Here is a 25,057-nt window from a genome sequence, read left to right as displayed (position 1 = left end):
ATGATCCGAAACCGCATCATCGCCTGCCTGCTGCCGATGCTCCTCGTCGCAGCCTGTGCTTCGACTCCGATCAAGAACGAATCGGCCCGGCCTTCCGCCGCGGCGAAAGCGCTACGCGCCGAACTGGACCGGCAGGCACCGCAATGGCTGCAGCAGTCCGACGTGCCGAGCGTCGCCGTCGCCTACATCGAGAACGGCAAGCTCGCCTGGACTGCCGTCTACGGCGAACAAAGCCCCGGCGTGCCGGCAACCGAGAAGACGCTGTACAACCTCGCCTCGCTGACCAAACCGATCTCGGCCGAGCTGATTCTGCGCCTCGCATCGAAAGGCCAGTTGTCGCTCGACGAGCCGATGTATCCGTACTGGGTCGATCCCGACGTCAAGGACAATCCCTGGGCGAAACTGCTGACTGCGCGCCTCGCCCTGACGCATCAGACCGGCTTCAAGAACTGGCGCCGCCAGACCAAGGGCGTGCTGACCTTCCAATGGGAACCCGGCACGCGTACCGGCTACTCGGGCGAAGGCTACGACTACGTCGGCCGTTTCGCCGAGAAAAGGATCGGCAAGCCATTCGAAGAACTTGCGCAGACGTACGTGTTCGATCCGATCGGCATGAAGGAAACCGCGTACACGAGACGCGACTGGTTTGCCGGCCGCCTCGCCGAACCGCACGGGCCGAAGGGTGAAACCGCGCCGAAAGAATCCAACCAATGGACCGGGGCCGACCTCGTGCGCACGACGGCCGCCGACTACGCGAAATTCCTTATCAGCGTCATGCGCCGCGAAGGGCTGACGCGCGAAATCGCCGACCAGCAGATGGTCAGCACGCGCAACACGGTCAGCGATAAAGAACTGCGCGACGTCTGCACGAAGGCAGGCCTCGCAGCGGACGCCTGCAGCGGCACCGCCGGCTTGGGCCTCGGCTGGGAGATCATGGACCTCAACGGCACCGCCGTCATCGACCACGGCGGGTCCGACTGGGGCGTGCGCACGCAGGTGTTCTTCGATCCGAAGAAACAAGTCGGCGCGGTGATCCTGACCAACGGCGACAAGGGCCGCGAAGTGATCAGCAAGGTCGTCGGCCTGCTCTATCCCAATCCGCTGTTCATCGCGACCTTGTGATGCAACGGTTGCCGCGCGCAGTGCCGATGATGTAGGTATTGCGCCGGCCTCAGGGCTTCTTGTCGAGCAGCTCGGGAGCGAGCCGCCCGCCGGGCGCGATTCGCGGCACGTCCTGCTTTAGCTCGGTCAGATACTTCACGTAGTCGGCGAGCTTTTCGTTCTTGTTGTTGGCCAGAGCCGTGTCGAGTTTCTTCAGCGCCTCGTCGGACGCCTTATCGTTGCCGAATTTGCGTTCGTAGGCGGCGGACACGAAAAGATATTCGAATCGCTGTTGCTCTCCCGGTTCCGCCGTCAACACCCGACGGATTTCCTCGAGCGCTTTGTGCCGCAGGCGCGTCGCGCCGGCCTGATCGCCATGCTCTTCGTGCAGATAGGCCAGCGCACGCAGGAGAGTGATCTGGAAAGTCTTGTCCTTGGTCCGCAGCGCATATAAGTCTTCCATGCGCTGCAGTTTGTCCATCAGCTCGGGTTCAGCGCCGGGCTTGTGATTCTTCGCCAGGTACGCCGCGATCTTGGCGCGATCCGCGTCCGTCATATCTTTGAAATCGCCGATAAAGGCGACGAATCCCGAAGAAGCGCAGAACCAGATGCCGTGCGTATCGGTCAGCGGCCAAAAGACTTGATCGTATTTGGACGGCCAATTGTAGATGTACGAGCCGTAGCTCGCCGGAACCGAAACCTGACAGACGCCGCCCGGTTTGATCGGATCGGGGACCTGCTGCGGCCCCCACGTCGTCGCCCCCACTGGAGCAGAAAGGATCAGGGCCAATCCGAACAGCTTGCTGCCGATACGCCTATTCACGATGCCGATCTCCGTTCATGCGGCCGCGAGCCGGGCCGCCACCATGGACCGCAGCGGATGGCCCGCGTTCCCTTTACCAGTCCGTGCGCTGCGGCAACAGCCCGCGCAGCTCCTGTTCGGTCAGATTGCGCCACTGGCCGAGCTTGAGCGCGCCGAGTTTGACGTTGACGATGCGCACGCGGCGCAGTTGAGTGACGCGGTAGCCGAACGCTTCGGACATCAGGCGGATCTGCCGGTTGAGGCCCTGGGTCAGCACGATGCGAAAGCCGAACTTGGCGATGCGCGAGGTCTTGCACGGTTTGGTCATCTGCCCGTGCACACGCACGCCGCGCGCCATGCCGGCGAGGAACTCCGGCGTCACCGCCTTGTTCACACCGACCAGGTATTCCTTTTCGTGGTTGTTCTCCGAACGCAGGATTTCGTTGACGATGTCGCCGTTGCTGGTGAGCAGGATCAGCCCCTCGGAATCCTTGTCGAGGCGGCCGATCGGGAAGACGCGCTCCTGATGATCGACGAAGTCGACGATATTACCCTTGACCTCGCGCTCGGTCGTGCAGGTGATACCGACCGGTTTGTTCAGCGCAATGTAGACGTGCTTGCGCCCGCGCGCGTCGGTACGGCGCTGCAGCAGCGGCTGGCCGTCGATCAGCACTTCGTCGCCTTCGCCGACCTGGCTGCCGATGCCGCCCGGGCGGCCGTTGAGGGTGACGCGCCGTTCCGCGATCAGGCGATCCGCCTCACGCCGCGAGCAATAGCCGCTCTCGGCGATGTATTTGTTCAGGCGCTTCGCCTCCGCTGCGGGCGGCGGGGATTGCCGTTCCTCCAAGTTCATACCTCGAATACGTGGTGATACAGATGCGAAGTATAGGCTGCCGCCGCAGCCGGCCGTGCAACCGGCCGCCTGGTGGCCGTGTCCGCTTCGTATCTTCCACTGGAGTTCGTTGCGATGAAATCGATGCTCGTCCTGTTCCTGCTTGCCTGCGCCGCGACGAGCTCGCATGCCGCCGACATATCCAAAGCCGATGCCGAGGCGGCGGTCCGCGCCGGCGACGCGGCGTTCTGGCGTGCGTACAACAGTTGCGACACCGCCTCGATCGGCGACTTCTTCAGCGAGGACGTCGAGTTCTACCATGACAACGGCGGCCTGACGAAAACGCGAGCGAGCCTGGTCGACTCGATCAAAAACAACCTGTGCAGCAAGCCGGACTGGCATCTGCGCCGCGAAGCGGTAGCGGGGTCGGTGAAGTTCTACCCGATGGCGGGCAACCGCGCCCTGCTGATCGGCGACCATCTTTTCTTCATCACCGAGAAGGGCAAGCACGAATACCCTTCCGGCCAGGCCAAGTTCGACCATCTGTGGGAATACACAGACGGCCGCTGGCGCATGACCCGGGTCTACAGCTACGCGCATGGCGCGCCGCCGTACACGCCGCCGGCCGCAATCGCGCTGGCGCCTGCGGATCTGGCGAAATTCGTCGGTCGCTATGCGACGAAAGAGCACGGCGACATCGATATCCGCGTCGAGGACACGCATCTGAAAATGACCGCAAGCTCGCTGGTCCTCGCGATCTATCCGCTCGCGCCGACCCAGTTCTTCGCCAAGGAGCGCGACCTGCGCTTCGAGTTCTCCGAGCTGAAAGGCGCTACGTTCGACCGCGTCGTCGTGCGCGAAACCGGCAACGTGGCCGACGAAGCGCGGCGCAAGGCGGACTAGTGCCGCATCGTCAACCCGCGTAAGCCGAGATACTCAGCGGCAACGGCGGCGCGATTGCATCGGCAACGGTCACGCGCAGCCGGCGCAACGGCTGCGGCGCGATGCGATCGAGCTTGCACGCGCCGATCGTCGAGCCTTGCGCGAGTTCCTGCCACGCGCCGTCGGCAGTGCCGTGCACCACGTAGCGCGCGATGCGCTGGCCCTGTTCGATCTGCTCGGCGAGACGCACGATGCCGACGCGCTCGACCGCGCCGAGATCGATCTCGGCCAGCGCGGAACGCTCACCGGTGCGCTTCCATGACACCGCCTTGCCTGCGGCGAGATCGTGCGCGAACAGCGCCTCGCGTGCGCGTCGCCATTCGCGCAGGCGCGCCACGTCGTTCGCGTGGAACACGCCATCGCGCGTCGGCGGCACGTTGAGCAGCAGCTTGGCGTTGTGTCCGACCGAGGCGAACCAGATTGCGTTGAGCGCCTCGACGCTTTTGACTTTGTCGTCCTCGGCCGCGTGATGGAACCAGCCCGGCCGGATCGACACGTCGGCTTCGGCCGGCCGCCAGACATTGCCGGCCGGATCGCCATGCAGCAACGCGTTCGCGACCGCGGGACTGTCCGCGCCCGGATAAGGCACCTGGGACGGATCGACCTGGCCCCAGTTCGGATAACCCGCCATGCCCTTTTCGTTGCCGCACCAGCGCACGTCGGGCCCGGCGTCGGAAAAGATCACTGCGTTCGGCTGCAGCTTGCGCACGAGGGCGAAGGTGCGCGGCCAGTCGTAGATCTGATGCCTGCCGCCCGGGCCTTCGCCGTTGGCGCCGTCGAACCACATTTCCTGGATGTCGCCGTAACGCGTCAGCAGTTCGCTCAGTTGCGCGAAGTAGAACTCGTTGTAGCGGTCGCTGCCGTAGACCGACGCGTTGCGGTCCCACGGCGAGCAGTACAGGCCGACGCTCAGATTCTCCGCGCGGCAGGCATCGGCGAACTCGCGCACCACGTCGCCCTTGCCGCCGCGCCACGGGCTGCTTTCGACCGAATGCTTGGTCGTCGCGGTCGGAAACAGGCAGAAGCCGTCGTGATGCTTCGCGGTGAGGATCATTGCGCGTGCACCGGCCTCGCGCGCACTGCGCGCCCACTGGCGCGCGTCGAGGTTCGCCGGAGCGAATATCTGCGGATCCTCGTTGCCGAGGCCCCATTCGCGATCGGTGTAGGTGTTGACGCCGAAGTGGACGAAGATCGCGAATTCGTCGCGCTGCCAGAGCAATTGCTGCGGCGTCGGCCGCGGCGGCGAAGCACTCGCAACGGCGTGCGCGTACGTCCACGGCAACATGCCGCCCGCGATGCCCGCGCCGGCAGCGGCAAGGAAATCGCGGCGCGAAACGTTCACGGTGCGGATTCCTTGCCGGCAGCGACCGGCAGCAGTTGCACGGCGTCGAATTTGAGGCCGAGGTCTTCGGCCGGGAATGCAGGCGTCGCCAGGCGGATGCTCAACGGCACCGTCCCCGACGCGGGCAACGCGAAAGGACCGATGCCCGCGGCAAGCGACGGCGCATCCTGCTCGCGCACCTGATCGCCGACCGCGATGCGATAACGCGCGTTCGCCGGCGCAGTCACGCCGTCGAAACGCAGCATGGCCGCGTGCGCCTTCGGCGAGGACACGGCGGCAGACAGCACGATCGTGGTCGGATACTGAGTCTCGTAGCCGTTGCGGAAACCGAAGCTCGTGCCGGCGCTCCATTGATCGCGTGCGATACGCACGGAACCGCCCGCCGCAGCGGCGACGATCTTGACCGGCGGCGCCGATCGGCCGACTTCGAGCGCGGCCGGATGCTCGCGCAGCGATGCGCCGATGCCGCGCAGCACCTCCGCCTCGAACGGTACGATGGAACCGTCGCCCTTCGGGCCGATATTGAGCAGATAATTGCCGCCGCGCGCACGCGCCTCGCTCAGGCCATGCACGAGTTCGCGCACTTTTTCGGCGGCGCCCTCGCGCTTCTGCCAACTGCGATAGCCCCAGGTTTCGTGATAGATCGACGCGGGTACCTCGAACGGCGGCTGCAGGCCCGGCGGTGGAGCCTCGTTGTCGCCGAGCGTGACGAAGTCGCCGACGTTGTTCCAGATGCGGCCGTTGATCGCCGCCTGCGGCTGCAGTTCGCGCACGATCGCGGCGAACTTGCGGCTCTGCGCGGGCGTCGGCGAGGACATGTCGAACCAGACTTCGGTGATCGGCCCGTAGTTGGTCATCAGTTCGCGCAGTTGCTCTTCGATCAGCGGCTCCATCAAAGGCGGAATCGGATTGTTGTTGTTCGGATCGAAGGCATGGCCCGCGTGCCAGTCGACGAGGGAAAAATACACGCCGAAGCCGAGGCCGATCTTGCGGCACGCGGCGGACAGTAGTTTCAGCGGATCCTTGCCGAACGGCGTGCGCTTGACGACGTTGAAGTCGGTCGACTTCGTGTCGAACATGGCGAAGCCGTCGTGATGCTTGCTGGTCACGACGATGTAGCGCGCGCCGGCGTCCTTGGCGAGGCCGCAGATCGCATCGGCATCGAAGTTCTGCGCGCTGAAGCGCTCGGCGACCTTCGCGTAGTCCGCGTGTGCAATCTTCGCCCAGCTCTGGATCTGCTCGGAGTAGCCCTTGGTCACCGGCTTGCCCTGCCAGACGCCGCCGAGTTCCGAATACAGACCCCAATGCACGAACATGCCGAAGCCGAGCTTGCGCCAAGCCTCCAGCTTCGGCGACAACGGCGCGGCGGTGCCGTCGGCAGCGGCCGGCGCGGCTTGTTCCACCGCCGCCGATGCAACAGATCCCGCCGCCAGCAATGCGATGGCGGCGGCCCACATCGTCACGACATACTTGCTCATTTTCTCTGCCCTCTCCCGATTGCACTCTCTGCGCGACTATATGATCATTTTGTTTCATATACAAAAGCAAGATTCATATACTCAAGCAACAAGGGTATCTTTCAATTCGCAGTGAGCGCCTTTCACTGCGCCGTGCGCGGCGCCGCGGCAACGAGTCCGATCGCTCGCGCAGAATGATAGAGTTTGCCGCGCGCCGCCACCGGGCCGCCGAATCTTCCGCCATTTCCACCAAGGTACTTTCCACTTGTCGACCACCCTGCTCGAAATCGCCGCCGCCTCGATCGGTTCCGCCCTTACCGCCCAGGAAGGTGGCGCCGGCCGCATCGAACTCTGCGCCAATCTGCGCGAAGGCGGCACGACGCCGTCGTACGGCACGCTCGTCGAAGCGCGCAAGCGGCTGCACATACCGATCCACGTGCTGGTCCGTCCGCGCGGCGGCGATTTTCTCTACGACGACGCCGAAACCGCGGTCATGCTGCGCGACATCGCCGCCTGCGTGCAGGCCGGCGCCGACGGCGTCGTGATCGGCGCGCTCGATGCCGACGGCGATATCGACAGCGGCGTGTGCCGCCAACTGATCGCGGCAGCCGGTGCGCTCGACGTCACCTTCCATCGTGCGTTCGATGCGGCGCGCGATCGCGAAGCCGCGCTCGAAGCGATCGTCGCCTTGGGCTGCAAGCGCGTACTCACGTCGGGCGGCGCGGCAAACGCGGCGCTCGGCGCCGATGCACTCGCGCAGATAGTGCGTCAGGCGAACGGCCGCATCGCGATCATGGCCGGCGGCGGCGTCAACGCGGCCAACGTGGGCGAGCTCGTCGCGCGCAGCGGCGTCGACGAATGCCACGCCTCGGCCGGCGGCGAGCACCGCTCGCTCATGCGACTGCGCCGCACCGACCTGCCGGGACTCGAACCCGATTTCGTGCAGACCGATGTCGCGCGCGTGCGCGCGCTCGTTGCGGCGCTAAGTTCTGCGAACGCGTAGACCGGATGGTGCAGCGCGGCGTTACATCCGGAAACGAATCGTAGTAAATACGCGCCGGGATAGTTAGATCGATCTAAACCAACGGGGAGTTGGGCTAGCTCGCTGCCGGTACTGCACCGTCGTCTCGACACTCCGTCGAATGACGACGTTTTCCGTAGTCTACAGACCGAGATATGCACGCCGTGGGTTCACGTCGAAATTGGATCGATCTAATTTTGCCGCAAGAATCTCGTGCCGAATGCCGCGTCCGACCGCGCGGATTCGGCTTGTCAATGCGCTGCTCTCTCAAATCAGAGGTGCAAAAAAATGGACCAAGGTAGCTTGTCAATCAAACAGAAGTCGATAGTGAAAGCGATCGGCGTCGGGCTCGGAATGGCGTGCATGGCGCCCATGTATGCGTTCGCCGCGGATGCCGCCTCTCCATCCACGATGCAGACAAGCGAGCCCAAACCGCAGGAAACGGCCAAGGCCAACGCACCCGCAACCGATTCCGCAATGCAAAAGTCCGTCGACAAATCGGCCGAGGAAAAAGCAACCCTCGGCACCATCGAGGTCACCGGCATCGTCGGCAGTCTGGATCGCGCCCTCAACCTCAAGCGCACGAATACGACGATCGTCGATGCGATATCCGCCGAAGACGTGGGCAAATTCCCGGACACCAATCTCGCCGAATCCCTGCAGCGCATCACCGGCGTGCAGATGACGCGCGATTCCAACGGCGAAGGCCAGTACGTCAGCGTGCGCGGCCTGCCCACGGACTTCACCCTGGCCACCTACAACGGCATGACCATGCCCACCGTGGACCTGGCGAACGGCGGCGCGAACGGCGAGCAAAACCGCACCTTCAACTACAACGTCATTTCGCCGGATTTTCTTTCCAGCCTGGAGGTCTACAAGGGCTCGCGCGCCGATCTGGATGAAGGCGGCATCGGCGCCACCGTCGATCTGCGCACGGTGACGCCGTTCGGCATCGGCAAAGAAAAATTTTTGCTCAGCGCGAAAGAGCAAGGCTCGCCAGGCAAAACCGGTAACCGCAATTATCCGGATATCACCGCGCTGTACAGCAACATCTTCGCCGACGGCACCTTCGGCCTGACGGTCGGCTTCGACTGGAACAAGCGCTATTTCGCGAATACCGTCGCCGATGGCGATTACGGAAGTTATGCGACGATCAGTTCGATCGACGGCAAGCAGGGGCCGTTCTACTACATGCAAGCCCCCACGTATGGCAAAAGTTATTCCAAAGTCGACACCAAAACCGGCTTCCTGTCGGCGCAGTGGCGGCCGACCGACTCCACCACGGTGACGCTGGACACTCTGTACACGAAGAAGAAGCTGAACTCGACGACGATAGAAATGGGCGTCGTTCCGTTCCAGCATTGGGACACTCCCGACTATCCGATCAAGAACAGCGACGGCAGCATCACCTCCTCCGGCCCGGTCACGTTCACCGCCGACAAGAACAACGTGATCACTTCGATCAACTCGCCGGACGCCTGGTTCATCTTCATCGAACCGATCACGCGCCAGAGCACGAACAACAAGAACATCAATCTCAATTTCGACACCCAGATCGACAACTGGCAATTCAGCGAGACGATCCAGTTCAACGGCACGCACGACGATTACTTCTGGTGGCGCCCGCAATTGGGAATCTCGTCCAGTCTCTATGCGCCGCCGAATTATCCGAACATGTACGGCGGCTACAGCTTCCACGGCGGCAATCCGGTTCCGAGCATTTCCGCCAGCTCGAATATCAACCTGGCCGACCCGAACGCCTGGGGCAACGACAAGCTGATCAATTACGACCAGTACGGAGCGGACCGCCTGCGCACGTTCAAGGCGGACATCACGCGCAATTTCGACGACGGCTTCATCACCTCGATAAAGTTCGGCGCGAAGATCAGCCAGCAGATACGCCGGCTGAATTCTTATCACTACAACTTCGACAACAACTACGGCGATGCGCAGAACGGCAACAATCTGGGCTATCTTGCGCCGATGCAATCGGCCGTCACGCCGTCGCCGCTGACCAACGGGCTGCCGAGCCCGATGTTCTACATCAACCCGAATTTGTGGCTGAACCAGTATTTCGGCGGTTCGATGGAAGCGATGCGCGCGAGTCCGCTCGGGCAGAATTGGGGCTCCACCATCTGGTCGCAGACGGAACGCACGCGTGACGCCTACGTCATGACGAACTTCAAGTTCGAAAGCCCGCTACCGATCAGCGGCAACATCGGCGTGCGCTACATCAACTATCCGGAAAAATTCACGACCTCGTTCTACGACATCAATTCCATCCAGATCCAGTGCTACACCGACAAGTGTGCGCAGCCGCAATGGACGCATGCGCCGGAAACACAGTTCGGCTTTCGCGGCGGCATGCACCAGTTCCTGCCCAGCCTGAACCTGATCGCTAATCTCACCGACACGATGGACCTGCGCTTTGCCGCCAGCAAGACCATTTCGCTGGCGACCTTGGGCAGCCAGATTCCCGCCCCCAACGTCGATATCACGCAGCTGCATATCACCATGGGCAATCCGAGCCTGAAGCCGTTCACTTCGTACAACTACGACCTGTCGTACGAGTGGTACTTCCTGCCCACCTCGGTGTTTTCGGTCGCGCTCTACGACAAGCAAATACACAACTTCATCCATCAAGGCGATTACCAGAGAGCCATCAACGGCTACACCTGGACCATATACACGCCGTTCAACGTCAATAACGCCTACGTTCGCGGCGTCGAGGCCGACTACAAGCAGTTCTTCAGTTTCCTGCCCTCGTTCTGGTCCGGCTTCGGCGTCGAGATGAACGTAACGTATTCGAAGGGCCAGCAGTCCGCCGCTCCGGAATACGGCGTGCCGTTTGCCACCGATTTCAGCGGCTTGTCGAAGAACACCTACAACGCCTCGGTGTTCTACGAAAAGTATGGCTTCAGCGGCGTGATCACGTTCAACCGCCGCAGCAGATATCTGGTCTCGACGGCGGGCGACATGAACGGCTCGGGCGCGCAGGATACCTATGTGCAGGGGCGCAACCAGGTGGATATGCACCTCGCCTACAAGATCAATCAAAATCTGTCGGTGTTCGCCGATGTGCAGAACTTGGACAATTCATCGATCAATCGAACCATCCAGTTCGTCGCCAATCCCAGCGCGATTTATCCGAGCGCCTACACCCTCAACGAGCGCCGCGTGGCCGTAGGCGGAACCCTGACATTCTGAGATGACGCGTTCGCTCGTTGCGATAGCTATTTCGTGATATCTGTTTGCTCTCTCGCCCGGAAGAGTGTTCCGGGCGTCTTTTTTTCTTCGCCTATATGACTATGCGCATTCGATCCCTCACTTGCGGTCTTGCCCTGCTTGTCGTCACCGGACTTTCCGCCGCGGCAACGGCGAGCGATCCGGTCAACGACGTCAACACCTTCATCGGCACCAAGGACGAAGGCAATACCTTTCCGGGCGCGTCGGCGCCGTTCGGCATGATCCAGGTCGGCCCGATCGGTTCGCACTACGCCGGCTGGCAATACGACGACAAGAAGATCCGCGGCTTCGGCCATTTCTTTCTCTCCGGCGCAGGCTGCTGGGAACAGGGCGGATTGATTTCGATTCTGCCGGTGACCGGCGAGATCGGCGCAGGCAACCGGTTCGCATTCGACACCACCGGCGTGGAGACGTTCGACCAGATGCGCTATGCCTCGGCCTACGATCATCAAGGCGAGATCGGCAAACCGGGCTATTACAAGGTGCGGCTGACCGATTACGGCGGCATCGACGCCGAGACGACCGCAGCAACGCGCGTCGGCGCCGAGCGCTACACCTACGCGGGCAACGCGCAGGCGAACGTGCTCGTCAATCTCGGCCAGGCCAACGCGCGCCACCGCGTGCTGCATTCGAATATCCAGATCATTGACGATCACAGCGTCGAAGGCTCGCTCGAAACCCTGAGCTTCTGCGGCGGCAGCACCTATACGACTTGGTTCCGCCTCGAATTCGACCGCCCGTTCAAGGCCCACGGCACCTGGAGCAAGCTCAGCGCCGCACCCGGTTCGCGCGAGTCGAGCGCGGACGAATCGCCGAACGGCGCGTGGTTCACTTTCGACACCAAGGAATCGCGCAGCGTGACCATCGTCAGCGCGGTCTCGCACGTCGATGCCGACGGCGCGCGCGGCAATCTGCGCAGCGGAGGCTACGCCGACGGCAAGCCGCTCGGCTTCGACCGCATCCGGCAGAACGCACAGGAGGTCTGGCGCAAGCAACTGGGCGGCGTGCGCGTGCGCGGCGGCACGGCGGAAGACCGCGTCGTCTTCTACACCTCGCTCTATCACACCCTGTTGCAGCCGCTGACCGGCAACGACGCCGACGGCCGCTACCGTGGCTGGGACGGCAAGACGCACAAGGCCGAAGGCTGGACCTATTACGAGTTCTTCTCGCTCTGGGACATCTACCGCGCGCAGAACCAGATGATCGCGATGCTGCGCCCCGACCGAGCGCGCGACATCGCGCGCTCGGTCGTGACGATCGCCGAACAGGGCGGCTGGCTGCCGCGCTGGGGCTATGCGAACTACGAGACGAACACGATGACCGGCGATCCGGTCACGCCGTTTCTCGCCGACCTGTGGAAATACGGCGCGCTGCGCGACGACGAAGCACGGCGCGCGTACGCCGCGCTCAAACAAAACGCCGACCATGTGCCGCCCGCGTCGTGGCGCGAGGAAGGCCGCGCCGGCAACCGCAACTACATCGCGAAAGGTTTCGTCGAATACGACAAGGATTATCGACAGAAGAAAACCATGGACGTCGATCAGAACCACGCGGCTTCGGCGACGTTCGAATACGCCCAGGCCGACTGCGCGCTGGCGCTGATGGCACGCGGCCTCGACGAGAACGCCGACGCGCAGCGCTGGGCGGCGCGCAGCGGCAACTGGCGCAACCTCTGGGACGCCTCCGTCGTCGATGCCGAGCACGGCGGCTTCAAGGGCTTCCCGCGACCGAAGACCCTCGACGGCAACTGGTATTCGCCGAAGGACAAACCCTATTCGCCGACCAGCGAGGACGGCTTCCACGAAGGCACCGCGTGGCAGTATCAGTGGCTGCAACAGCAGGACGTGCCCGCGCTGGTCAAGGCGATGGGCGGCGCCGCCGAGACGCAAAAGCGCCTCGACGTCTTCTTCGCCCTCGACAAGCTGCTCGCCGACCCGCTGCACGCCGCGCGCAAGGAATGGGTGATGGGCGCCTACGACTACTACAACCAGTTCCGCTACAACCCGAACAACGAGCCCGACCTGCACAGCCCGTGGATGTACACGCTGACCGGCGCGCCGTGGAAAACCGCCGTGGTCGTGCGCGCGGCGCAGACCTTGTTCACCGACGGCCCGAGCGGCGTCACCGGCAACGACGATCTCGGCACGATGTCGGCGTGGTACCTGTTCAGCGCACTCGGCCTGTATCCGGGCATGCCGGGCACGGGGCATTTGCTGCTGCACACGCCGCGCTTCGAGCATGCCGAGATCGACCTCGCCGACGGCAAGACGCTGACCATCGACGCGCCCGGCGCCGACGGCGCCAAGCTGCAGTACGTCGCCGGCGCACAGATCGACGGCCGCGCCCAATCCCGCGTTTACACCGATTGGGATACTCTGCGTCGAGGCGCGACGATCCGCTATGTGCTGACCGACAAGGCGCCGGACTGGGGCACGCATGCGGCCGATCTGCCGCCGGCGGCCTGCCCGAATCCCGCGGCCAAGTAGTGCGGCAGCCTGTCGAAATTGCACAACGAAATCGGACCGCCTCAACCACGGAGAACACAGAGAAGTGCTGCAACATAGAGGGTTTTCTGCCTGCGCGTTCTCAGTGTTCTACGCGTTCTCCGTGGTTCAATCCTTGGCTTACCCGGTTCGGTAAAAGGAAGAGTTTGGAATGAAGAAGACCGCAGCCTCAGCCAAGAACGAGCGCCACGCACCGACGGTCAGCGACATCGCCGCCGGTGCGGGCGTCTCGCGCGCGACCGTTTCGCTCGTGCTGCGCGAAAGCCCGCTCGTGCATCCGAACACGCGCGCGCGCGTGCAGGCCGAACTCGCCAAGCAGCGCTATGTGTACAACCGCGCCGCGGCGAATCTGCGCCGGCGCACGTCGAGCGCGATCGCCCTCGTGATCAATGACCTGTCCAACCCGTTCTTCGCCGAATTCGCCGCGGGCGTCGACGAGGCGCTCGGCCACAAAGGCTACGTCACCCTGCTCGGCAATACCGGCGAATCGCCCGAACGCCAGCAGGCCGTGCTCGCTTCGCTGATGGAGCACACTCCCGCCGGCCTGATTCTCTCGCCCGCCGAACACAGCGACCCCGCGCAACTGCGCGCGGTGCTCGGCACGCATCTTCCGGTACTCGTGTTCAACCGCAAGCTCGAAGGCGACGACTGGGATTTTCTCGCGCTCGACAACGCGCGCGGCGCCGAGATGGCGACCGCGCATCTGATCGAGCGCGGCCATCGGCGCATCGCCTTCTACGGCGGCCATGCCGACTCGAGCTCGTGCCGCCAGCGCCGCGCCGGCTACGAGCAGGCGATGAGCAACGCCGGCCTGCGCACGCGCGCGGAATGGATGATCGAGACCGCACCGAGCCGCATCGATTCGGCGGCACACACGCCGGCCCTGTTCAAGGGCAGGCAGCGGCCGACCGCGGCGGTCTGCTACAACGACGCGGTCGCGCTCGGCCTGATGCTCGGCCTGGCCGCGCGCGGCATGCAGCCCGGCCGCGACTTCGCCCTGACCGGGTTCGACGATATTCCCGAGGCTGCGCTCGCGACGCCGCCGCTGACCACGATCGCCGCGCAGCCGCGCGCACGCGGACGCCAGGCCGCCGAGCTGCTGCTCGAACAGCTCGGCGAGCAGCGCGGCAAACCGCGCCAGACCACCGCACCCGCACAACTGCAAGTGCGCGACAGCACGCCGCCGCCGGCCTGACGCATGACTAATCGAACCACCCGCATCGCCTGTTTCGGCGAAGCGCTCATCGACTTCCTCGCCAAGCCCGCGCACGACGCCAGCGAGCCGCGCGCGTTCCACCAATTCGCCGGCGGCGCCCCGGCGAACGTCGCGGTCGCGGTCGCGCGCCTCGGCGGCGACGCGCAGTTCGTCGGCATGTTCGGCCAGGACATGTTCGGCGATTTCCTGCTCGACAGCCTGCAGCGCCTCGGCGTCGGCACCGTGCAGACCGCGCGCACCGACGCGGCCAACACCGCACTCGCCTTCGTCGCACTCGACGACGACGGCGAACGGCATTTCAATTTCTACCGGCCGCCTGCAGCCGACCTGCTGTTCCGCCGCGAACACTTCGACGATGCCTGTTTCGACGGCCTCGCGAGTTTTCACGTCTGCTCCAACAGCCTCACCGAAAGCGCAATCGCCGACACGACCGTCTACGGCATGCAGCGTGCGCGCGCCGCCGGCGCGGTCGTCAGCTGCGATCTCAACTGGCGGCCCGCGCTGTGGGATCGCCACACCGATCCGCATCCGCGCCTCTGGGCCGCACTGCACGAAGCCGACCTGATCAAGCTCGCGCGCAGCGAACTCGAATTTCTCGCCCACGGCCTGCGCGGCGAGGCCGCGCAGGCCGACGACGACGATCTTCGCCTCGTGCTCGACCGCGCCTGGCAAGGCCATGCGCAGATCGTGATCGTCACCGACGGCGACGCGCCGGTGCGCTGGTTCACGCGCACGCAGCGCGGCGACGTCGCCAGCTACGCGGTACGCGCGATCGACACGACCGCGGCCGGCGACGCTTTCGTCGGCGGCCTGCTCTACGCGCTCGCCGACCGCGCGGTCGATCGCGGCGGCCTCGCCGATTTTCTGCGCGACGAAGACGCACTCGCTCACGCCCTGCGTTTCGCCGCCGCGGTCGGCGCGCTTGCAGTCACGCGCCACGGCGCGTTCGCGGCGATGCCCGATCTCGCCGAAGTCCAGTCCCTGATCGGCGGCAAAGGAGGCCATCGATGAACGCAAAAACCCTGCCCGATTTTCGCAGCGAAGCCTTCCTGCTCGAACATATCCAGCAGACGATGGCGTTCTACCATCCGCGCTGTATCGACGCCGAAGGCGGGTTCTTCCACTACTTCAAGGACGACGGCACGATCTACGATCGCAGCCATCGCCATCTCGTTTCGAGCACGCGCTTCGTCTTCAACTACGCGATGGCGCTGCGCGAGTTCGGCAATGCCGAGTACCGCGACGCCGCGCTGCACGGGTTGCGCTATCTGCGCGAGGCGCATCGCGATCCGACGACGGGCGGTTACGCCTGGACCTTGCGCGACGGCAAACCCGAGGACCGGACCAACCACTGCTACGGTCTCGCCTTCGTCCTGCTCGCTTACGCGACCGCGTACAAAGCCGGCATCACCGAGACGCGCGCGTGGATGAACGAAACCTGGGACCTGCTCGAAAAATATTTCTGGGACGCGGCCTTCGGCCTCTACCGCGACGAGGCCGACGCGCAATGGCAGTTCTCCGCCTATCGCGGCCAGAACGCTAACATGCACATGTGCGAGGCGATGCTCGCCGCGTTCGAAGCGACGCGCGAGACGCGCTATCTCGACCGCGCGTTCCTGCTCGCCGAACACATGACCTTGCGTCAGGCGCAGCAGGCCGGCGGCCTCGTCTGGGAACACTACGATGCGCAGTGGCGCGTGGACTGGGAATATCACAAGGACGACCCGAAGCATCTGTTCCGCCCGTGGGGCTTCCAGCCTGGACACCAGACCGAGTGGGCGAAGCTGCTGCTGATCCTCGACCGACATCTTGGCGCCGCCTCCGCGCGCCCCGATTCCACTTCGCCCAGCGCCGCCGCCGACTGGCTCGTACCGATCGCTAGGCATCTGTTCGGCAAGGCGCTCGAACACGCTTGGGACGAAGCGCGCGGCGGTATCTGCTACGGCTTCGCGCCCGACTACTCGGTCTGCGACAGCGACAAATATTTCTGGGTCCAGGCCGAATCGCTCGCTACCGCCGCGCTGCTCGCGAGCCGCACGCACGAGGAAAAGTACTGGACGTGGTACGACCGGCTCTGGGCCTATTCGTGGGAGCATATGGTCGATCACCGCTACGGCGCGTGGTATCGCATTCTCGACGCCGACAACCACAAGTACGACGACGAGAAGAGTCCGGCCGGCAAGACCGACTATCACACCATGGGGGCGTGCTACGAAGTCCTGCGCTGGCTGCGAGGCACGCCATGAACGCAGTTTCGATCCTGTAGTTTTGCGCCTGCACATCGCGTCCGCCGCATGGGGCGGCGGTCGCAACATGAGCCTTGCTGCAACGCGCGAATATATGAAACCGAGTTGTTAATTTGAACTAAATTTAGATCGATCCAAGTTTGCCATATTGGAATCGCACAACTCATCGGGGAGGAGAAAATGTATACAAATACAGCGCGTAGAACGCTTGCCGTTGCCTTGACCGTCGCCCTGCTCTCGCCTGCCTTCGCCCGCGCCGAAAACGCGGACGCAAATCCGGCGCCGGCGGACGGCGACGCACAGAAAGAAACCAAGAAAGCCGCCGAGCTGGAGAAAGTCGTCGTCACCGGTTCGCGCATCGCCCGCGCCGAAATCGAAGGGCCGACGCCGGTCACGGTGATCAGCGCGGAGACGCTCAAGGCGCAGGGCTTCACCACGGTCTACGAGGTGATGAACTCGCTGACCCAGTCGTTCCGCGCGGAGACGCCGCCGAGCTGGGGCAGCACGACGGTCAACGCACGCCAGGTCAATCTGCACGGCCTCGGCGCCAACCGCACCCTGCTGCTCATCGACGGCCGCCGCGTCAGCGACTATCCGCAGCCTTCGCAAGGCGGATCGAACAGCTACACGTTCCAGAACGCCAACAATATTCCGGCCGGCATGATCGACCGCGTCGAAATCCTCTACACCGGCGCGTCGGCGATCTACGGTTCCGACGCGGTCGCGGGCGTGATCAATATCATCCTCAAGCACCGCTACGAGGGCGACGAATTTTCGGTGCAGACCGGCCAGGCCGAGCGCGGCGGCCGCCGCTTCGGCGATTTCACCTGGGTCGGCGGCAAGAGCGGCGACGACTGGCACGTCGTCTACAGCTTCGAGAAGCTGCACCGCAGTGCGCTCTGGGGACACGACCGCCCCTACACCGATTCCGACTCCGACGCAGGCTACGGCACCTGGAGCCCGACTGCGCGCAAGTTCGGCTACCAGTCCTATCCCGGCATCCTGCTGCAGGCCGCCGACGGCAGCTACATCACGCCGCCGGCCGGTGCGTGCACACAGGCCGGTTTCGCCGGCGCCTATCGCCTGCAGAACAGCCCAAGCGGCTACTACTGCGCGCAGAACGCGCTGTTCAAGGACTGGGTGCTGACGCCGGGACGTGACGACACGGACGGCTACGTCTACGGCGAATACGATTTCGGCAACGGCATGACCGCCTACGGCGCCGCGTCGATCTATCGCACCACCGGCATCTCGAATACGCAATTGCCGTTCCTCTATTCGATGGGCGGCCTGCCGAACTCGTTCTACGACAAGACCACGGGCCAGCTCATCGGCGGCGGTTCGGACTGGAACGGCGTCGGCTGGAACTATCTGCGCCAGCTCAGCGCACGCGAAATGGGCACGCAGGGCAACACCTACGACCGCGAGCAGAACTGGGACGTCCACGCCGGCATCAAGGGCACGATCTTCAATGACCGGTTCAATTGGGACGCGTCGGTCGGGCGCTCGGTCTACTGGGTGCACGAGTCGTTCACCGGCCTCAACGAACAAGGCATGTTCGATTTCTACTTCGGCCCGCAGCAAGGCACGACGACGATCGGCGGCACCAGCTATCCGGTCTACCAGCTCGACCCGACGCGCTTCTGGAATCCGATCTCGCCGACGCAGTACGCGGGCTTCGGTGTGAGCGGGCGCAACGATGCGATCTCGTGGATGAACCAGGCGCAGTTGACCGTCAGCGGCGATCTGTTCGACCTCTGGGCCGGGCCGCTCGGCGTCGCCGGCGTGCTCGAAGCGAATCACCAGGGTTTCCAGCTCTATCCCGATCCGCGCGGCAACTCGACGACGTACGGCAATCCGTTCCAGAACTACAACACCGGCGGCGGCGAACGCACGCGCTATTCGAGCGCACTGGAGCTGCGCATTCCGCTGCTCTCGCGACTGACCGCGACGCTGGCCGGGCGCCTCGACAAGTACGACGACGCGAGCATCGCCAACATGGCGCGCACCTGGAGCGGCGCGCTCGAATGGCGCCCGGTCGACGGCGTGCTGCTGCGCGGCAGCTACGGCACCAACTTCCACGCGCCGGACATGATCGACATCTACCAGACGGAATCGACCCAGCAGGTCGGCATCTATTCCGACTATTACCAGTGCATCATGAGCCACCAGTCCTCGTGTCCGCAGGTCACCCACAACTCTTATTTCACCCAGTACTCGGGCGGCAACCCCAACCTGCTGCCGGAGAAGGGCCATAGCTGGTCGGCCGGCGTGGTCTGGGACGTGAATTGGATCGACGGCCTCTCGCTCAGCGCCGACTACTGGCACACCGGCATCGACAATGCGATCCAGAATCTCGACCTGACCACCGCGCTCAAAGACGAGGCCGGTTGCCGCACCGGCCTGCAGGTCGGCGGCGCGCCGTACACCGCGCACGCGCAGGGATCGGCCTACTGCCAGATGATCCTCAACGACATCCGCCGCGACGCCAGCGGCAATATCTCGGCCGCGTACATCAGCTCGATCAACGAAGCCCAGTTCTACGTCTCCGGCGTCGACGCGGCGGTCAATTACCGGCTGTCGACCGACAACTGGGGCGATTTCAAGTTCGGCCTCAACTACACGCAGAACATCAAGTATCTGCAGCGCGTGCTGCCGACCGACCCGCTGCTCAACAACGCCTACATGAATCCACGCAGCCGCATGAATGCGACGCTGAACTGGCAGCGCGCGGGCTGGGACGTGACCCTGTTCGGCCAGCGCATCGGCGGCGTGCGCGCGAACGGCTGGGGCGCCTGCGTGACCCTGCCGGACGGCACCCAGCCGAGCGTCGGCGATGCGAACTGCAAATTGTTCTACGCCAATATCGCGCCGTGGATCACCTACAACGTCTCGGTCGGCTACGACCTCAACGACCACGCCAGGCTGACCGTCTTCGTCAACAACATCTTCGACCGCGTCGGCAGCATCCCCGAATACTCGGGCGGCTTCGAGTTCATTTCCACGCTGACCGGTGCCGACTATGTGGGCCGCGAACTGTCGATCAAGCTCAACTACAAATTCTGACTGTGCGGCGATGTTTCCCCTCCAGCCCGGCCTGGCCGGGCTTTTTTTCCGCCGCTGGCTACAATCGTCGCGCCCATCGCCCGCATGCCCGCGCCGCCGCTGCGAAGAGGCGGCGCCTTCGAACATCGAGGTCGCCTATGCTCCGCATCGCCTGTCTTTTCCTCCTGCTCTGCGCCTCCGCTTCGACCTATGCCGACGGCCGCAACGACGCGGCCGCGGTCGTGCCGCAACCGCGCTCGGTGCGACCGAGTACCGGGGCGTTCGCGCTGAACGGCGCGACGCAAATCTACGCCGCCGACGCATCCGCGCGCGCCACGGCGCAGATGTTTGCCGACTGGCTCGGTGAAACGCAGGGTTTGAACTTGCCGATCCGCGACGGCAAGCCGGAGCGCGCGCAACGCAATGTCCTCTGGTTCGAGACGACGAAGGCGCGCCCCGGCATCGCCGCCGAAGCATACCGCCTGGTCGCCGATGCCGACCGCATCCATATCAGCGGTGCCGACGCCGGCCTGTTCTACGGCATGCAGACACTGATGCAACTGCTGCCTGTGACCAAGCAGGCCGCGCCCACGGTTGCCGCGATCGATATCGACGACGCGCCGCGCTTCGCCTGGCGCGGCCTGCATCTCGACGTTGGCCGGCATTTTTTCCCGATCGCCTTCGTCAAGAAATATCTCGACCTGATGGCGCAGTACAAGCTCAACACCTTCCACTGGCATCTGACCGAGGATCAGGGCTGGCGCATCGAGATCAAGAAATATCCGCGACTCACCGAAGTTGGCGCCAAGCGCCGCGAGACCGTGGTCGAGCACAAGGTCGATCCCTATGTCGGCGATGGCATCGCCTACGGTCCGCTGTACTACACGCAGGATCAGGTGCGCGAGATCGTCGCCTACGCCGCCGCGCGGCACATCACGGTGATTCCCGAAATCGAACTGCCGGGCCATGCGCAGGCCGCACTCGCCGCCTATCCGCAGTTCGCCTGCACGCCGGGACCTTTCGAGGTGTGGACGAACTGGGGCGTCAGCGAAAATATCTTCTGCCCGAAAGAAGAAACCTTCGCCTTTCTCGACGACGTGCTCGGCGAGGTCGCCGCGCTGTTCCCCGCGCCGTACATCCATATCGGCGGCGACGAGGCGCCGAAGGACGCATGGAAGAAGAGCGCCTTCGTGCAGGATCTGATCCGGCGCGAGAAACTGAAGAACGAGGACGAGCTGCAAAGCTGGTTTATCCGCCGCGTGGAAAAAATCGCGCATGCCAAAGGCAAGCGCATCATCGGCTGGGACGAGATTCTCGAAGGCGGCCTCGCGCCCGATGCGACCGTGATGTCGTGGCGCGGCGAAAAGGGCGGCTTCGCCGCGGCCAAGCAGGGCCACGACGTGGTGATGTCGCCGACCGGCTACTGCTATCTCGACTACGCGCAAGGGCCGGTGGAAAGCGAGACCTTCGCGTTCAACGGCTATCTGCCGCTGCAGAACGTCTACGCCTACGACCCGCTGCCGCCCGCGCTGTCGGCTCGTGAGCGCAGCCATATCCTCGGCGTGCAGGGCAACGCCTGGAGCGAGCATATGCCGAATGCGGAAACGGCCGAGTACGCGGTGTTCCCGCGCGCACTCGCGATCGCCGAAATCGGCTGGTCCGAACAAAGCTCGCGCGACTATGCCGATTTCGAGCGGCGGCTGGCGAGCCAGTATCCGCGCCTCGACCGTGCCGGTATCCGCTATCGCATTCCCGAACCGCAGGGCTTCGGCGACGTGCTGCAGATCGACCAGCCGCACTACCGCCTGCAGCTTGCCGCGCCGATGCCCGGCGCCGCGATCTACTACACGCTCGACGGCAGCCTGCCCGATCCGCGCTATTCGCCGCGTTACGCCGGCCCGGTCGATGTCGACCTGCCACTCGAACAGAAACGCCAACTGCGCACCCTTGTGGTCGCAACCGACGGCCGCCGCAGCGGTGTATACAATGCCTCTTTGTGGAATCGTGGACTCAAGCCTGCCATTGCCGCGGCCGGCAAGTCAGCGGGCGCGACCTATGCGTACTACGAGGGCCGCTTCCCCACTCTGCTCGAGTTCGAGAACACCGTGACGCAGCGCAAACCGGGCGCGCAGGGCGAAACCCGCGCGTTCGATCTGAAGGAGTTCGCTGGGAAAAAGGAATACGGCCTCGACTTCGACGGCGAATTCACTGCGGCGAGCGACGGTATCTATCGCTTTGTCGTGCGCGCCGACGATGCCGTGTCTCTCGCCATCGACGGCGAAACCGTGGTGCGCAACGAAGACTACGAACAGCCGCGCTCGGTCCTGGTGCCGCTGCAACACGGCGTGCATCGCCTGCGTATCGGTTATGTGCAGCGCGGCGGCGGTGCCGATCTGCATCTGCAATGGGCGCCGCCGGGCGGTGGCTTGCGCGAACTGAAAGCCGAGGAGTTGAAGCACTGATGAAAATGCCGAGCTTCATGTCTTTCGTTGTTTCCGCGGCTCTCGACAGCGGACGGGCTGGTCGAGCGGGGATCCAATTTTTGATCTTGCTTTGTCGCGGGAACATCAAAAGGAAAAGCTGGATTCCTGCGTTCGCAGGAATGACGAGCGATTACCTTGGCGCCGCATTCAAGCGCGCTTCCGCGACGATCTTCTTGGCCGTATCGGCGCTCGTGACGCCGGCGACGATCGCGTATGCCGCGTCGCCGAGTTCGATCGATCTCGGTAAGAGCGAATGGCAGGTGCGTGCCGTTCCGGGGCCGGCAGCGAGCGCACATCCCAAGGCCGCGGCGTGGCAGCATGCGAGCGTGCCGGGCAATGTGCATACCGACCTGCTCGCCAACGGCGCGATCGAAGACCCTTACGTCGGCGCGCATGAAGCAGCGCTGCAGTGGATCGGCCTCGCCGACTGGGAATACCGCACGCGCTTCGATGTCGATTCGGCGACGCTGGCGCACACGCATAACGACCTCGTGTTCGACGGCCTCGACACCTACGCCGATGTCTATCTCAATGGGTGCAAGCTCGCCTCGGCCGACAATATGTTCCGCAACTGGCGTATGCCGGTGCGCGGCGCGCTCAAGGCCGGCGCGAACGAGTTGCGCGTCGTGTTTCACTCACCGATCGCGCACGTCCTCGCCCAAGTGCAGGCGATGCCAGCCAAGCTGCCGGCCAACTACGATTGGGGATTCGGTGACGAACCCAAGGGTGTGCTGACGCAGAATTTCGTGCGCAAGCCGGGCTACCACTATGGCTGGGACTGGGGGCCGCGCTACGTCACCGCGGGTATCTGGAAGCCGGCGCGGCTGGAAAGTTGGGACACGCTGCGCATCGCCGATCTACATATCGCGCAGGAACGCATCGATGGCGACGAAGCACGCGTGACTGCGCAGGTCGAAATCGAAGCCGATCGCGCGGGCAAAGCCGAACTCGAACTGCACTATGGACTCGCCGGATCTTCCGATTTGCAGACCGCGAAACAAACTGCAACGCTGAAACGCGGAACGAACCGCATCGATATTCCGCTGCGCATCGCCCATCCACGCCTCTGGTATCCGGTCGGCTACGGCACGCAGCCTTTGTATACCTTTTCGCTCGACGTCGCCGCAGACGGCACTCGTGCCGAAGCGCAGCGGCGCACCGGCCTGCGCCGCATCGAACTGCGCCACGAGCGCGACGACAAGGGCCGCGGCTTCGCCTTCGCGGTCAACAGCGTGCCGGTTTTCGCCAAGGGCGCAAACCTGATTCCGTTCGACATGTTCCCGACTCGCGTCACGCGCGAGCAGCAACTGCGCGTGCTGCAGTCGGCGCGCGATGCGCATATGAACATGCTGCGTTCCTGGGGCGGCGGTTACTACGAGTCCGACGAATTCTTCGATCTCGCCGACGAGATGGGCATCCTGATCTGGCAGGACTTTATGTTCGGCGGCGGTGCGACTCCGGCCAACGATCCGCGCTTCCGCGCCAATGTGCTCGCCGAGGCGCGCGAACAGGTGCGGCGCCTGCGCGATCATCCCAGCCTCGCGCTTTGGTGCGGCAACAACGAAGTCGAAACCGGCTGGAAGGATTGGGGCTGGAAGAAGAAGCTCGACCAGGAGGCGCCGGCGCTCGCCGCGAAAGCCTGGGCGGGCTATGAGCAGTTGTTCGGCCGCGATCTGCGCGCCGTGGTCGCCGAACTTGGCGCGGGCGTGCCGTACTGGTCGAGCTCGCCGAGCAACGACCTCGACGGCGCAAGCAACGATTCCGACAACGGCGACAAGCATTACTGGGAAGTCTGGGGCGGCCCGGCGAAACCGGCGGCCGCCTATCTCGACGAAACGCCGCGCTTCATGTCCGAGTACGGCCTGCAGGCGTGGCCGGAGATGCGCACGATCGCGACGATTGCCAAGCCCGACGAGATGCAGGTCGATTCGCCGGTGATCCGCGCGCACCAGAAATTTCTCTACGGCGACGGCAATACGCGCCTGCTGAAATACGTGCGCGAGGAATACGGCGAACCCAAGGACTTCGCCGACTTCGTCTACTTGAGCCAGGTCACTCAGGCCGAAGGCATCGAACTCGCCGCCCTGCATCATCGCGCGAGCCGGCCGCGCACGATGGGCACGCTGTACTGGCAGCTCAACGACGTCTGGCCCGGCGCCTCGTGGTCGAGCATCGACTGGTACGGGCGCTGGAAGGCGCTGCAGTTTCACGCGAAGCGCTTCTACGCGCCGGTCGCGGTCGCCGCGCTACGCCGGCATGGCACCACAACCGTCAGTCTGCTCAACGACCGCCAAGAACCCACCGCGGCCACAATGCGTCTGCGCGTCCTCGATCTCGACGGCAAGCTGCTGCGCGAGGAAAGCAAACCGGTGACGCTCGCCGCGGCCGCCGCAACGCGATTCGGCGAATTCGCCGATGCCGATCTGCTGCGCGGCGCCGATCCCAAGCGCACCGTCGTCGCATACGAGCTGCTTGTGAACGGCGCGACACTCGCGCGCGATATCGTCTACTTCGCCGCGGCAAAAGAACTAGCCCTGAGCGATCCCAGTCTGCATGCCGACATCGCCGCCGACGGCGACGGTTATCGGCTGACACTTTCGGCCAAGAAACTTGCGCGTGCCGTATGGATCGACTTCGGCAATCTCGACCTCGAGCTGTCCGACAACGCGCTGACCTTGCTGCCGGGCGAATCGATCACGATGCGCCTGCAGAGCAAGGCAGATTTGGCCGACCTCAAGCGCAGCATAAGTTTGCGCAGCCTCGGCAACCATTGACTCCCGATTCGTCATTTCCGCTGAGTGCGCGGGAGCGACGAACAAC

At 64.2% G+C, this 25,057-nt stretch carries 15 protein-coding genes; 11 read left to right on the top strand and 4 right to left on the bottom strand.

All coding sequences use genetic code 11. The annotated features are described in order from the left end of the window. Positions 1-1,122 carry a serine hydrolase domain-containing protein gene (locus FFS30_RS18110; protein WP_137914604.1) on the top strand — a complete coding sequence of 374 codons (1,122 nt, stop codon included), beginning with the start codon at positions 1-3 and terminating at the stop codon, positions 1,120-1,122. A 49-nt stretch (positions 1,123-1,171) separates the two neighbouring features. Here the strand turns inward: FFS30_RS18110 and FFS30_RS18105 are convergent, their stop codons facing one another. Then, on the bottom strand, positions 1,172-1,924 hold the full coding sequence (locus tag FFS30_RS18105; protein WP_171014714.1) for a DUF2225 domain-containing protein: 753 nt from the start codon (positions 1,922-1,924) through the stop codon (positions 1,172-1,174). 73 nt (positions 1,925-1,997) lie between these two features. Then, a complete protein-coding gene (gene rluF / locus FFS30_RS18100; RefSeq protein WP_137914602.1) occupies positions 1,998-2,756 on the bottom strand; it encodes a 23S rRNA pseudouridine(2604) synthase RluF in 759 nt (252 codons plus the stop codon). A gap of 114 nt (positions 2,757-2,870) precedes the next feature. On the opposite strand from rluF, the gene FFS30_RS18095 reads away from it, so the two are divergent. Further along, positions 2,871-3,638, top strand: a complete 768-nt coding sequence (locus FFS30_RS18095) for a nuclear transport factor 2 family protein (RefSeq protein WP_137914601.1) — start codon at positions 2,871-2,873, stop codon at positions 3,636-3,638. A gap of 10 nt (positions 3,639-3,648) precedes the next feature. Here FFS30_RS18095 and FFS30_RS18090 read toward each other — a convergent pair whose 3' ends face one another. Beyond that, positions 3,649-5,019 (bottom strand): alpha-L-fucosidase, encoded by a 1,371-nt coding sequence (locus FFS30_RS18090; RefSeq protein WP_171014713.1) that lies wholly within the window; start codon positions 5,017-5,019, stop codon positions 3,649-3,651. Then, complete coding sequence (locus tag FFS30_RS18085) at positions 5,016-6,497, bottom strand: alpha-L-fucosidase (RefSeq protein WP_137914600.1); 1,482 nt, start codon at positions 6,495-6,497, stop codon at positions 5,016-5,018. Before FFS30_RS18085 ends, FFS30_RS18090 begins: the two co-directional genes overlap by 4 nt. A 244-nt stretch (positions 6,498-6,741) precedes the next feature. Here FFS30_RS18085 and FFS30_RS18080 point away from each other — a divergent pair, with 244 nt between their 5' ends. The 9 genes from FFS30_RS18080 to FFS30_RS18040 all read left to right on the top strand — a co-directional run bounded on the left by FFS30_RS18080 (position 6,742) and on the right by FFS30_RS18040 (position 25,011). Next, positions 6,742-7,479: a copper homeostasis protein CutC gene (locus FFS30_RS18080; RefSeq protein ID WP_137914599.1), complete on the top strand. Its 738-nt coding sequence runs from the start codon at positions 6,742-6,744 to the stop codon at positions 7,477-7,479. A gap of 495 nt (positions 7,480-7,974) precedes the next feature. Next, positions 7,975-10,704 carry a TonB-dependent receptor gene (locus FFS30_RS18075; RefSeq protein WP_171014712.1) on the top strand — a complete coding sequence of 910 codons (2,730 nt, stop codon included), beginning with the start codon at positions 7,975-7,977 and terminating at the stop codon, positions 10,702-10,704. A 95-nt stretch (positions 10,705-10,799) separates the two neighbouring features. Then, positions 10,800-13,229: a GH92 family glycosyl hydrolase gene (locus FFS30_RS18070; protein WP_137914597.1), complete on the top strand. Its 2,430-nt coding sequence runs from the start codon at positions 10,800-10,802 to the stop codon at positions 13,227-13,229. Positions 13,230-13,398: 169 nt separating this feature from the next. After that, positions 13,399-14,442: a LacI family DNA-binding transcriptional regulator gene (locus FFS30_RS18065; protein ID WP_137914596.1), complete on the top strand. Its 1,044-nt coding sequence runs from the start codon at positions 13,399-13,401 to the stop codon at positions 14,440-14,442. Between the two features lie 3 nt (positions 14,443-14,445). Further along, positions 14,446-15,474, top strand: a complete 1,029-nt coding sequence (locus FFS30_RS18060) for a carbohydrate kinase (protein ID WP_137914595.1) — start codon at positions 14,446-14,448, stop codon at positions 15,472-15,474. Beyond that, entirely contained in the window at positions 15,471-16,709 is a 1,239-nt protein-coding gene (locus FFS30_RS18055; protein ID WP_137914594.1) for an AGE family epimerase/isomerase, read from the top strand. The genes FFS30_RS18060 and FFS30_RS18055 overlap by 4 nt, the downstream gene beginning before the upstream one ends. Positions 16,710-16,889: 180 nt before the next feature. Next, entirely contained in the window at positions 16,890-19,775 is a 2,886-nt protein-coding gene (locus FFS30_RS18050; protein WP_137914593.1) for a TonB-dependent receptor, read from the top strand. Positions 19,776-19,912: 137 nt separating this feature from the next. After that, entirely contained in the window at positions 19,913-22,216 is a 2,304-nt protein-coding gene (locus FFS30_RS18045) for a family 20 glycosylhydrolase (RefSeq protein ID WP_137914592.1), read from the top strand. Between the two features lie 140 nt (positions 22,217-22,356). Continuing rightward, positions 22,357-25,011: a glycoside hydrolase family 2 protein gene (locus FFS30_RS18040; RefSeq protein ID WP_137914591.1), complete on the top strand. Its 2,655-nt coding sequence runs from the start codon at positions 22,357-22,359 to the stop codon at positions 25,009-25,011. Positions 25,012-25,057: the final 46 nt, after the last annotated feature.

This window comes from Rudaea sp. 3F27F6, from assembly GCF_005503555.1.
Lineage (GTDB): Bacteria > Pseudomonadota > Gammaproteobacteria > Xanthomonadales > Rhodanobacteraceae > Rudaea.
This window is presented reverse-complemented; position numbering and strand designations above follow the sequence as displayed.